The 12,054-nt window shown below is 46.9% G+C and carries 14 protein-coding genes and 1 pseudogene; 2 read left to right on the top strand and 13 right to left on the bottom strand.

From position 1 onward, the window contains the following. The first annotated feature begins 699 nt into the window (after nucleotides 1-699). Entirely contained in the window at nucleotides 700-891 is a 192-nt protein-coding gene (locus ACYUJT_RS06870; RefSeq protein ID WP_460319709.1) for a hypothetical protein, read from the top strand. Between the two features lie 16 nt (nucleotides 892-907). Then, nucleotides 908-1,228, top strand: coding sequence for a hypothetical protein (locus ACYUJT_RS06865; protein ID WP_460319708.1), 321 nt, complete (start codon nucleotides 908-910; stop codon nucleotides 1,226-1,228). A gap of 106 nt (nucleotides 1,229-1,334) precedes the next feature. Here the strand turns inward: ACYUJT_RS06865 and ACYUJT_RS06860 are convergent, their stop codons facing one another. The 13 genes and pseudogenes from ACYUJT_RS06860 to ACYUJT_RS06800 all read right to left on the bottom strand — a co-directional run bounded on the left by ACYUJT_RS06860 (nucleotide 1,335) and on the right by ACYUJT_RS06800 (nucleotide 11,893). Next, a complete protein-coding gene (locus ACYUJT_RS06860) occupies nucleotides 1,335-3,203 on the bottom strand; it encodes a right-handed parallel beta-helix repeat-containing protein (protein ID WP_460319707.1) in 1,869 nt (622 codons plus the stop codon). Nucleotides 3,204-3,472: 269 nt separating this feature from the next. Then, on the bottom strand, nucleotides 3,473-3,649 hold the full coding sequence (locus tag ACYUJT_RS06855) for a hypothetical protein (protein ID WP_460319706.1): 177 nt from the start codon (nucleotides 3,647-3,649) through the stop codon (nucleotides 3,473-3,475). Further along, nucleotides 3,646-4,176 carry a MerR family DNA-binding transcriptional regulator gene (locus ACYUJT_RS06850; RefSeq protein WP_460319704.1) on the bottom strand — a complete coding sequence of 177 codons (531 nt, stop codon included), beginning with the start codon at nucleotides 4,174-4,176 and terminating at the stop codon, nucleotides 3,646-3,648. The genes ACYUJT_RS06855 and ACYUJT_RS06850 overlap by 4 nt, the downstream gene beginning before the upstream one ends. A gap of 116 nt (nucleotides 4,177-4,292) precedes the next feature. Next, nucleotides 4,293-4,715, bottom strand: coding sequence for a YkvA family protein (locus ACYUJT_RS06845; RefSeq protein ID WP_460319819.1), 423 nt, complete (start codon nucleotides 4,713-4,715; stop codon nucleotides 4,293-4,295). A gap of 114 nt (nucleotides 4,716-4,829) precedes the next feature. Continuing rightward, on the bottom strand, nucleotides 4,830-5,288 hold the full coding sequence (locus tag ACYUJT_RS06840; protein WP_460319702.1) for a DUF2269 family protein: 459 nt from the start codon (nucleotides 5,286-5,288) through the stop codon (nucleotides 4,830-4,832). Nucleotides 5,289-5,302: 14 nt separating this feature from the next. Continuing rightward, nucleotides 5,303-6,031: an NAD(P)-dependent oxidoreductase gene (locus ACYUJT_RS06835; RefSeq protein WP_460319701.1), complete on the bottom strand. Its 729-nt coding sequence runs from the start codon at nucleotides 6,029-6,031 to the stop codon at nucleotides 5,303-5,305. Nucleotides 6,032-6,276: 245 nt separating this feature from the next. Continuing rightward, nucleotides 6,277-6,609, bottom strand: coding sequence for a winged helix-turn-helix transcriptional regulator (locus ACYUJT_RS06830; protein WP_460319700.1), 333 nt, complete (start codon nucleotides 6,607-6,609; stop codon nucleotides 6,277-6,279). 173 nt (nucleotides 6,610-6,782) lie between these two features. Beyond that, nucleotides 6,783-7,661 carry an EamA family transporter RarD gene (gene rarD / locus ACYUJT_RS06825; protein ID WP_460319816.1) on the bottom strand — a complete coding sequence of 293 codons (879 nt, stop codon included), beginning with the start codon at nucleotides 7,659-7,661 and terminating at the stop codon, nucleotides 6,783-6,785. Nucleotides 7,662-7,766: 105 nt separating this feature from the next. Then, nucleotides 7,767-7,961, bottom strand: a pseudogene (locus ACYUJT_RS06820) (VOC family protein); the annotation flags it as partial. 265 nt (nucleotides 7,962-8,226) lie between these two features. Further along, nucleotides 8,227-8,619, bottom strand: coding sequence for a DoxX family protein (locus tag ACYUJT_RS06815; RefSeq protein WP_460319699.1), 393 nt, complete (start codon nucleotides 8,617-8,619; stop codon nucleotides 8,227-8,229). Between the two features lie 223 nt (nucleotides 8,620-8,842). Beyond that, nucleotides 8,843-10,012: an NAD(P)/FAD-dependent oxidoreductase gene (locus tag ACYUJT_RS06810; protein ID WP_460319697.1), complete on the bottom strand. Its 1,170-nt coding sequence runs from the start codon at nucleotides 10,010-10,012 to the stop codon at nucleotides 8,843-8,845. A 5-nt stretch (nucleotides 10,013-10,017) separates the two neighbouring features. After that, nucleotides 10,018-10,749 (bottom strand): methyltransferase domain-containing protein, encoded by a 732-nt coding sequence (locus ACYUJT_RS06805; protein WP_460319695.1) that lies wholly within the window; start codon nucleotides 10,747-10,749, stop codon nucleotides 10,018-10,020. Beyond that, nucleotides 10,739-11,893, bottom strand: coding sequence for a type III polyketide synthase (locus ACYUJT_RS06800; RefSeq protein ID WP_460319694.1), 1,155 nt, complete (start codon nucleotides 11,891-11,893; stop codon nucleotides 10,739-10,741). Before ACYUJT_RS06800 ends, ACYUJT_RS06805 begins: the two co-directional genes overlap by 11 nt. Nucleotides 11,894-12,054: the final 161 nt, after the last annotated feature.

Below are 12,054 nucleotides of genomic sequence, written 5' to 3'. Positions count from 1 at the left end.
TGTTTGACTTGCTCATTTTGAATCTGACGAGATCAGATTTGCATCTGACTCTAATTTTTAGATTTCACTTGCGTGAAACCCGCTCACTCGTTGTTCAGTTTTCAAAGATCAACTTTGCTTCTCGTTTCGGCCTTTAAAAGCGCCGGAAGATTAATATATCATGCCGATAAGCTTCATTGCAAGAAGTAAAACCTTCCATTTTGCTTACCGCCCCACCAGTTCAACCGGTAGGAAAACTAATGTAACATATCAGCCAAGCTCATTTCAAGGCGTAAGTTTTTCCAACTTACTGCTTCGATTGTTTGCTTCTCCGGTTTCAGTTGGCATTAATACCATCTCTCAATTGGCCGGAATATTAATATACTACTTTCACAAGCTTCAAGGCAAGAAGAAAATCCTTCCTGTTCGCTTATCGTCCAACCATTTCGCGGCTGGATGATTAATATATCATGTCCTGCAGAGACCAACAAGTATCACTGTTTTCCACAGATGGTAAACCATTCATCCCCCCTCACAAACCGCTTATACTCGATATCTATTAAAAGAAGCCTTCGTTCATCGGACAATCAGTCTTTCTATTAAACTAACATGATACAGCCAAAATGCAAGAATCGGGAAGCAGAATAATTCAATTGGGAGAAGGTAATACTACGTGCATTCGGCTTTGGCACTATTTATAACCAGACGGGAGTGCGATAAATGAGCAACACTGAAAAACGCGGACACGTAGAATTTCACTCGTCCGTGAAGCTGACGGCTGAGTTACCTACTGATAAGAATATGCGGGAGCACCTCGATGAACTGAAGATGAATGACGGTTTTCAGGGCTCCTGCACCACCGTATCGCCGAATGCGCTCACGAAACGAAAGGTAGACGAGGCTGATGAGTGAAAACCTGCAGTCCATAATGGACTGGCTCGATAATCATATCGGCGGAAACCTGCATATTCGCAAAGTGGAGCAAGGAGATACCGACGAGGTCCAACTCAAGCTGGAACATAAGGGCATACATGATGATCATACCCATGCATTAGATGGTTACACGAATGAATCGGTGTTGATTTTGCGAGGAGAAGGCCGGGTTATCCAGCCGGGTGGTACAGAGCTTCCCCTGCCAGAGAATACATTTCTAATTCCGGTGGAGAAAATAATGCAGACCCGGATGGACAACCAGACGATGATGGTGGAGACAGAGCGAGCCCGTTACGATATTAGCGAATCCGAATAGGAACAGCATTTTTCGAAAACACTCCCGAATAGCAGCTACGCCTGCGTGAGGGAGTGATTTAGGTTTGGACATTTGTTTTAATCTACAATGTTTATCATGGTTCAACTTATTCTTTTTCCACTCCAGCGTTACCTGCGATAACTTGTGCCTCAGTATATTGCGAAATGGCGACTTCGAAAGTCTCCCCATGAATAATATGATTATCTTCTAATGTAATTCCCTTTGGCGGTACATCGAAACCTTGCGGATGTTGATCCCAATAGTTCTTTTTATAAGTTATATTTTGAGCTGGAGGCATGACATGCAGGACGACAGGTGCATCGCCTCCGTAGATCACGTTGTTTTCAATTAAGATCCAGCGAGCACCATAATCCACATATAAGCTGAAATTGTAAGACGTTATTGTATTGTATATCACATTGCCTTTGACGATGGCAGCATCGGCTTCAGAAGTCCCTTGGCTTTCTGCAAGATAAATGCCTCCGCCGTCGGCCAACTTCTTCATGGTGTTAAACACGAGATTATTTAATATTTCAACTCCGCGAGCCATTTTCCCGCCATATACAACAATACCGCAGTGTGGTACGTCATTGATTTGATTATGAGCTATAGTTGAATACTGTGTGTTCATGAGCAATATGGCGGAGGAGCCATGATACTCGCAACCTGTATTTTGAATATGATTGTACTCCATGTAATTGTTCGACGTTTTACCCTCTTCAAAACCAGCAAGATCCGTACCTATCATAATTGCTGTAGCCGAGATATCGTGGAAACGATTGTGCTTGATGTAATTAGAGGAACTTCCTGTAGTAAATTCAATCGCACCTGTTCCTAAATGAATGAATTGGTTGTACTGTAATAAAATATTCACTGCACTTTCAAATCGTAAAGCGCTTGGCGTAACTTCGGGATGACTTGGAACGTTCAATGATGCGCCCGCCGCCCATTCTACGGAATGGACATCGCCTCCGTTGTAATAAGTGGCTCCGTGATAATGCAGGAATCCATCCGGTCCGCTAGGACGATGCCATGTAGCATGTGCAAAGGTAAAGCCTTGAAACACAAGGTTTCTTAGTGGATTATCAGGAGTACCTCTACCGTCAATCAGGGATTCATGTACGGGAATTACAGCTTGAATCAGATCCATATCCTCACCCTCACGAGGTATATAATACAAGAAATGGTTTCCTGGTTGTGAAGAGCCGACCGCGAAGGAGCCAGGCTTCTGAAGATAATCCAAAGCATTTTCGATCTGGGTTGGGCGGGAAAGTCCATACATTTCGTATTCTATATAGTTGTCACCATCTGTGGACGCCTCAGGCATTGTACTTTGATACAGTTTGACAGCATTATCGTAAGCAGGCTGTGTCATGGTGAAAATAGTCTCGGATCCGACGGTTTCAACCGAAGCGACGCCCATACGCGCTTCTGACCACGGATAAATGCCCGTGTATACGAATTCCAGATCTTTGTCATTGCTCCATCTTCTTTCTGTCAGCCCTGTCACCTTATAACCAGTATCGGTTTGGATCCATGCGCCCTTTAAACTGTCCACTGCAGCACGTTCTGCTCGTTTGTCATTGATGAACAATTGTCGTGGTTTACGATCACCGATCGAGGTCTTCCAAATATTAAATTTCGGATCATGTAATGTCCAGCCAGTAAGCGGTTTGCCTCCACTAAGCATAACGGACTCCTGCTGTTTCGTACTAAAGCCGAAGGCTTGATAAATAACTCGAAAGCCTTCTCTTCCAGAATCCCCAGCATCGCTTAGAAATTCAAGCGGCTCATCAAGAAAGTAATGACCCGCCCGAAAGTTAACCGTAATATCTGAATCCATTAAAGCACTCATCTTACGAACGCGAGCTTGTGCCTCTCTGAAGGTAGCCAGCGGTGTCTCAAATGATCCATTGGCCGAATCGTTTCCATCCATTGCGACAAAAATGTGGTTCTTATTTAGGTTTGTAGACAATTGATCAACCTCCATTAATCACATTTTATTAATTACATATTAATTTTATTTCATTCATGCAAATGCTAAGGTTTATTCATTTATTTCTTTTATTATAGAACTAGTAATCATGCAACCCGTCATGTAGTTTAATATTTAACTTTAAGTAATTTGAAGAAAGGCAGCCAATCTTCTGATCAGCTGCCTACTTAAATTGAATTTTCGTTTCCCCATGGCCGTTATACAACGTCCATTGTTCCCTATTGACTCTAACTGTCGATTAGAATTTCCTACTGTACTTCCTTCTTTGCAATAACATCAAGAAGATGATGTAAAGAAGCGATGCCGCGTACCTGTTCAATCAAAGCTTGATCAATGAATTGTAGAGATTCACGAGCAATTTGCTTAACTTGACCAATGTTATTGTTATTATCTATCCCCGACAATACTTCACGAACAATATTCAAGGAGTAAGCTGATCTTTGAACCGTTCGGATGATAAGTACCTTACGAATATCAGAAGGACTATTCGGAATCCACTCTCTTTGTCTCGCTCGGGTCTGATTAAACCCTCCTTCTCCCAATGTCGAATCGCAGAAGCAGATACATTCGCTTCTTTAGCTACCTCTCCAATCGTAAACGTATTTTTAGAGGTGTACTTTGGGAGATCTATCAGCTCTTTTAAATCAAGCATATCAACGGTTCTTTGTGCAGCTTCCTTCTCTGCATGCAGATTAACTTGAGCTTCGTTGATTAGCCATAAAGCATCAAGTATCTCCCCATTCCTTATGCGTGGCATAACCTTTCTAATCATATCCATTCCAAAACCAGTATTCATTGCTCGTATGCATTGAAAATAAGCTTCATGTTCCTTTGTATAATTGCGATAGCCGTTTTCTGATCTCTCCACTTTAGGTATAAGTCCCCAAGCTTCGTAATGCCTTAATGCACTCGTGCTTATCTGCAATTTCTTTGCTATCTCGATACCTTTCATCTCGTTCCACTTCCTTAACCAATAAATAATACAAAGCCATCAATTAGACCTTATGTAACAACAAAAGCCGCCATTTTGGCGGCAAAGTGCGCATGGACTGAATCTATCGTTCCCGGTTACTTCAACAGTCCATAGATATACGAACCACTCCATACTGCTAATGCAATCCAAACGGCTATTATGAGTGTGCCTGTAATCCAATTGTTAGGTTTGCCTAATTTTCTTTGTTCCTCTGCCTTTGCTCTGTATTCTTCAAGCACTTCTTTGGGAAACAGTCGTAGGGCAATGTAAACACCTAACGGTACAAGAATTAAATCATCAAGGTATCCAAGTATCGGTATAAAATCTGGTATCAAGTCCACAGGGCTAAAAGCATACGCAACAACGCAAATTGCAAATATTTTCGTAAATAAGGGTACTCGTGCGTCACGATATGCAAAATACATCACCAACAAGTTTGCTTTGAGTTTCTTTGCCAGCGTTTTCAATCTATTTAATAATGATTGCTTCGTTTCATTCGCTTTAGCATCCATTGTCAATTCACTCACCCTTTTGAACTAGAAGTATCGGGAGGCACCTCTTTAATATACGCTATTAACATTGAACAATCCTGCCCACTACTTCAATGAACCAAAAAGGAAGCTTCCGTAAAGCTAGAATGGCTTAACGACCATAAGCACCAATATGGCAATCATCAGCAGCTGTACTGCCGTCTCGATGGGTACGATCTTTTTTATCAGCATTCCGAACTCGGCGGGTATTTCATTAATCTGGTCTTGACTTTCAGATATGATCTTTATGATTTTTTTCATTCGCGGCTCGATCCATCCGTCGATCATGACGACCATGAGCAGCGATAAAAGGATGGATACATTCAGCCACATTTGGGATAATCCCATCTTGGTTATGATCATAAGCCAAACCCCGGTTATAATAAGTACGGCTCCGCCAATTTTAGGCATTATGGCAAGTTTGGTCGTTATACCAAAAGCAAAGTGCAGCTGGCCGACGGTTCTAGCGGATCTCCGAATGATGGGCATCACGAAAGCGGAGCCAATTATGGTGATTGAAGCCAATATATGCAAAACGAGCAGTAATCCAAACAACCCCATTATCCCCCTTCTCCTCAGCGCACTGTAATATTGCTTTGATAGGCTAGACCGACCCTTTTTCTTTTAAACGCTCCTCCGAGCTCAAGATGGTCCAACATACATTTCGCGACATCGTCATAAGCAACATTCAGCTCTTGAAGTCGGCTGAACAAGTGACCGGCTATATCTGCCTCGGTATATTCCTTGATCGTCTCCGGAATCGGAATGGGCAAAGTTTCCGTTGTTACATGTAGATGAACTGAATCTCGGTGCTCTCTCGAATCCATCATTGTTCCCGGACACATTATGGACCAATCGAGCCCAGTCTGTTGCAGCCTTTCGAAATTCCGGTTGTGATTTTTATACTCAGGTGGGAAGCCCGGTAAATTGTTGCCGATATGATCAGTATATGGAATCTCCAACAGACCAGCTCCTCCCATGATCCATACCCGCCCAGAGAAACTAGACTCCAATTCACATTGGCTTACGATGTTATCGACCATACGAACAAATTCTTCTCCCTGGCCCGCATGGCCGGCCGCAATAATAGCGGCGTCTTGATGTGCGAGCGCCTCACCGACGGTCACCGGGTCCATAATATCGTCTACGATCACCTTTACATGCTTGGCGGAATGCTTACCTAGCTGATCATAAAGCTTCTCTGAATTTCGCACAAATGCGGTCATTTCATGCCCTATTTTTATCCCTTGTACCAACACTCTCTTCCCTGTATTCCCCGTCGCTCCAAAAACAATAACTTTCATTGGTCTTTCCTCCTCTTAAATGGATCCAATGTTTGGTTGACTCAAGCTTAGCATCGCTTCAAAATGATGTTAAGAACCTACTTTAAAGTAGGATACTTACTTAAAAGTAAGCATGACATGATCTCGAACCCAATAATTAATTCATCCGAGGAGTGTGACTGTAGGTAAACAAAAGCTGCCCGGAATCCCGTGGCAGCTTTTGTTTTAAGTGGATTGAATTAGTGTACAAGTTTATTGAACCAGGTTTATGACGCTGACTCTTCATATTTCCGCTTATTATGATTTTCTCCCCAAGCACACATGACTTCTGCTACAGGAATCAATGTTCTGCCGTATTCACTAAGAGAATATTCTACTTTTGGAGGGACAACAGGGTAGACCGTTCTATCTATTATGCCTTCTCGTTCCAAATCTCGGAGATGTTGTGAAAGCATTTTTTGTGAAACGTCAGGTATAAGCTTTTCCAGATCGTTGAATCTCTTTGTGGATCCAATCAAATGCCATAAAATCATTGGCTTCCATTTGCCGCCTAAAACATGAATGAGTGTCTCAACTGGACATTCACGCTGATGAATCATTGATAAATCATCCCCTTACTTTTAAGTAAGTACATTACCTAAAATTAACATAACAAAATTTTTGCGATAGCGCTACAATCAAGTCAATCATTGAAACCCAAACAGAAAACAGCCATCTCCCCCCAGCGGACGGAAATGGCTGTGATGACGGTACCGGGCGGACATGTTTTCCGTCAGCGCGCTTTCGCGAGTTTCGTGCCGCGAACCGATGCCGCAGCGTATACGAGTAGCGCTGTCCAGATGAGCGCGAAGCCGATGAGAAGAACCGGCGAGACCGATTCCTTGAACACGAATACGCTCAGTATCAGCATGATCGTCGGCCCAATGTATTGTACGAAGCCGAGCGTGGACAGCGCCATTCGGGCGGCCGCTCGCGCAAAGAAAAGCAGCGGTAGCGCTGTTACCACGCCGGAAAGAAGCAGTTCGACGAACGTGGACACAGGTAGCGTCCATGCCGTCGTCTTTCCCACGGCGGCCAAATAGATCCAGTAGCCGAGCGCAATGGGCAGGACTACAGCCGTCTCCGACAGCAAGCCTACAGAAGCGTCTTGTCCGATCTTCTTCTTCGCGAGGCCGTACAAGCCAAACGTCGCGGCCAGTGTGATTGAGATCCATGGGAACCGTCCGTAGTCGATGGCGATGATGAGCACCGCGGCGCCAGCGATGGCTATCGCGAGCCATTGGCCACGGTTTGGCTTCTCACGAAGGAAGACAACCGCAAGCAGCACGTTCAGCAACGGGTTCAAATAATAGCCGAGACTTGTCTCGACGACATGATCGTTGTTGACCGCCCAAATGAAGATGAGCCAATTAGCAGCGATCAGCAGTCCGCTAGCGGTGAGCGACAGCAGAAGCGAGCGGCTAGCCGCAATCCGCTTTATGTCACCCCAGCGACGCTGGACGGCGACGAGAATACCCATGAAGACGAACGACCAGACAACCCGATGTGACAGAATCTCGCCTGCCGGCACATCGTTAAACAATTTCCAATAAAGCGGGAGTACCCCCCACATGATATACGCGATAATAGCATTGACCAACCCATTGTTCATAATCAATTTCCCTCTTCTCACTCCGATGTCTTAACGGATTATACGCCTCGATCATCGTCTAAGTAAAGGGATAAATATTTTGGCGTCATCCTAACGGATTCCATTTCAAATTTCCCATTGCGGGTTCCAAACTACTTCCCATAAATGACCATCAGGATCTTGAAAATAGCCAGAGTAACCACCCCAAAAGGTATCCTGTGCCGGGACTGTAATAGTAGCACCAGCCTTCTTCGCTTCATCCATTACCTGATCAACCTCTTCTTTGCTACTTACATTATGACCAAGGGTAAATTCAGCAGGGTTCTTACAGGACGATGTTGATCGTAGGTTATAGTAAATGGCTCGTCAATGAATCTATAAAGCAAAGTCTTAAATTCATTTTCTTAAGATCATGTTCAAATATAATGTCACTGCAGCCGTCTGGCAACACCCGATCGATACTATTCTCACGGAGCGATTCAAAAGATTTAGTAGACCCCTGACCTATGATGTGACACATTTTGTTCTCGTAGCTGGGTTGGGAAGGTTTAAGATCATCTGAAGTCCATATTTCTCAAGGCCGGAGTTAAAAGGATTGAGGAAGTAAGAAGCCGGGTTCGAAACGGCCCCACGCTATGAATGCTGCCAGCGCAAGATAAATCAGGTTCCCCACCACTGGTATGACGTCGCCGTGGCGAAGGTGGATGATGATCGCGCCGATCATCACCAACACCCAGCAGACAGCAGTCACCGGCACCATCAGCGGCGCGATGCCGACTAAGGCGGGCAGGATCAGGCCTATCGCAGCCAGGATTTCGAGGATTCCTATAGTCTTGAGGAAACCGACGCTACAATCTTTGACCCATCCCCCGAAAGGGTACTCGGCCAGTTTCTCCTTGGGTAAGAATGTCTTGTTAATACCGCCGGACAGGGCTACTACAGCGAGCAGTCCGGTTGCGATCCACAGTGCGAGGTTCATTTTTCCTCAGCTCCTTTACGTTTTGCCCATATAACAATATAAGGCTCTGATTTGTGACATCGGAAACGAACGAATGATTCCTCGGGTGTTTTCTTCACATATTAATTTCAAAGACCCAACTTTTTCTACATAATAAACTATGTTTGCAGCAAAAAGCCTCTTCCAAGTTCAACTAACTTAGAAGAGGCCGTGTAGCAGCGTATATCGTTCGATTGATTTTCAATCAGCACTTCGTATAAAATTCCAGCGGCTCTAGCGGCTTCAATCTTGTCGCTCGAAATAAACGGTTTGCCAGCAAAGGCGCGAATCGGGCCGCGCTTGGCAAAAGTTGCTGAGCGGCAGGCTTGCCCATGAGCCATTGCAGCAGGCTGCCCCATCTTAAAGGACTGGCGAATTCCTGCCGGACCGTTTGCGTATAGCGTTGTTCCCATTCCAGTAAAGAAATGCTTCCCCGCAGAAAACTGTCGGCGAGCGGAGCGCATAATGCCGCCGAGCGCAGCGCCATGGACATCCCGTCACCGCACAGCGGAGCGATCATCGCGGCAGCGTCTCCTAGCCGAGGAATCCCGCCCCATGGCGATGGCTTATGCTGTAGATAGACGGGGGCGATAGCAGCTTGCGTATCGTGGACGGGCACAGCTGTTGCAAGCCGCTCGGCGAGCCTCCGGTTGCGCTGAATCGCCGCTTCCAGAATGGACAACACTGATTTTCCCGCCTTTACAAATTCGCTACGGTTAAGCAGCGCCGCAGCATTCACGCTGCCATCCTCAACCGGACATAATCCTAAATATCCACCGTGGAAGAAATACATCTCAAGCACCGGCTCCATCTTTAAACCGGCATAATGGGTTTTAACGCCAATGTAGGCTTGCTCTGAAGCTGCTGCATCTGAACGATGTCCTGCATTCGCAATCCGCGAATTCGCACCCCAGGCAGCAATGACAGCCCTGGCATGCAACAGCTTCGTACCCGTTCCCTGCTTCGTTCGAACAATATAACCTTCACTATGCTGCTCAATTCCAGTAACCGCGGTTGATAGGTGCAGTTGTGCTCCGGTCTGCATCGCGGCTGTATGCAGCGCCTCATCCATCATGTATCGGCTAAGTCCCCAGGCAGAGCCAGGGATCGGTAGCTCGATTTCACCACCCTGCTCGAAGATGAGCCGAACCCGATCAATCCGCGTTGGATGAAGAGACACGACCGTCTCGGTTAATCCTAGGGCGTGCAGCGTGCTCTGGGCTTCTGGCGAAAGGAATTCCCCGCACACCTTATGACGCGGGAAGGTCCGCCGATCGACCAAGGCCGTCTCCCACTGCTTATCCGCGAGTGCCTTAGCGATACAGCTTCCCGAGATGCCTCCCCCGAGAACGACGACATCCACATCATGCTCCAATTTGATCAGCTCCGTCCGCTTAAATATGAATCAGGCTTACCGATCACGACCGCATAACGGAACAACGGCCTCCAGGAATACATGATCTGATGGATCCCCATCACCTGCTTAAGGCGCTTCCAGTCCTGCGAGCGGAAGCCTTTAGCCACGGACAAAGGGCCATCATTCAAAATATACCTGTTCGATGAAATAACCCGGGTCGCAAACCATACCGCCGTCCAAGCGATCCAGTGCCGATGGATATCATTCACGACAACGCCAAGCCGGGCTGCCCGCAGCATGCTTGCAACTGCACGAGGCAGCTCTTCCTCTGAAAAATGATGCAGAAGCTGTGTGCCTGTCACGATATCCGCTCCTGCCTCAGGGAGTGTAAATAAATTGCCGCGCATGACCTGAACACGCGGTTCATCAAGGTATAATTGACGCGCTTCGGCGCAAGCTTCTTCCGTCATATCGACCAGCGTGATCATCAAGGCAATGCCTTGCCGCGATGCCCACTGCAGAACGCGCCGATTCACATCACCAGAGCCTGCACCGACGTCTGTAATGGACAGATGTTTCGGCTTGCCCGCCTCTCGCCACAATTGCTTAATTCCGTATAACGTTGGCGCGCTTGCTGCGAACAGCCGATTCAAGCGGCGAAGCTCCCGTAGTGCTTCACGAAGCTCCTCGCCGCCACTTGTGAAATCGTCCATGAGCTCAGCCGCCGATGCCCGCCGATGCAGTTTAGGAAACATAATGCGCATCATCCGTGCGGCGCTTGGCTGGCACGCTGGAAGCAACATAAGTAATTTGGATCATCTCCGCAGTCAACCCAGGGCCGAAGGCTAATGCGACTCCGGAGGCCCGTTCTGTACCTTGCTCCTGCAGTTGTTCCCTCATCTTCTTCATAACGAACAAAATCGTAGCGGATGACACATTTCCAATCTCTCGCAGGACACTAAGACTTGGTGCAACCTGTTCATCCCTCAGACCATATTTCGATTGAAGCGCTTCGACAATGCCTTTGCCTCCCGGATGAATCGCCCATAATTCGGGAGGCTCGTCTCCAACAAGATGTGCTACTTCGGCTGGAACATGATCGCCAATCAATCTCGGAATATTCGGGGACAGATATAGGTCAAACCCATCATTGCCGATTTCCCATATCATTTCATCGGCTCCCCCGGGCAGCAACACCGAACGATCATCGCCAAGCTGGTATACATGCTGATGCTGTGAAGATGCCACACCGATTACGCAAGCCGAAGCTCCATCGCCGAAGAATGATGCGCCGAACAAAGCTTCCCGATCGCCGGAAGGCTGAATATGGAGGGTGCACAATTCCACGCACACAATCAATACGTTCGCATTCGGATCTCCGGACACCAGCTGCTTCGACAAACATATCGCCTTCATCCCTGCAGCGCATCCGATGAAGGTCAGCGGGATTCGCATAACCGAAGGCGTAAGCCCTAGCTCTCGAATCAATACCGCATCGATGCCCGGAAGGAATTGGCCGGTACAGCTAACCGTGATCAGATGCGTGATCTGCTCTGCATCCATCTTCGCATCCGCTAAGGCCGATCTCGCCGCAGATAAAGCAAGGGGGACGGATTCCCGCTTATAGACCGCCATCCGTTCTGCCGTCGACGGCACTTTTGAACGATCTTCTTGCGGCATATAACGGCATACCGATCCTTCTTGCAGCAGATCCGGCTCGCATGTATACCGGCTCTCGACGCCGCATTGCTTAAATATTCTTCTAGCCCAACGGGCTGAATCCGGGTTACTGCTTAGCGCGTCAACGATCCGTCTTGCCGTATCAGCCTGGTCCATGTGATAAGGCGGCAACGCGGTGCCGATTCCTGTGATAGCAATCATTGGTCTAACAGCTGCCATAGCATCATTGCCTCCTAAATATTCGTATACGGCTTCAACTCTACGGTAATTCAAGTTCACTCCAAAAGCCGTTCTCATCAGCTTACCCATCTTATGAACATGACAAAACCCAGCCCGATTTGGACTGGGTTTTACCTATTGTAGATGTTTGGGTTTTCCCC

The organism is Paenibacillus sp. YSY-4.3 (assembly GCF_054767475.1).
Note: the sequence above shows the minus strand (reverse complement) of the source record. Positions and strands in the feature narration are given on the sequence as shown.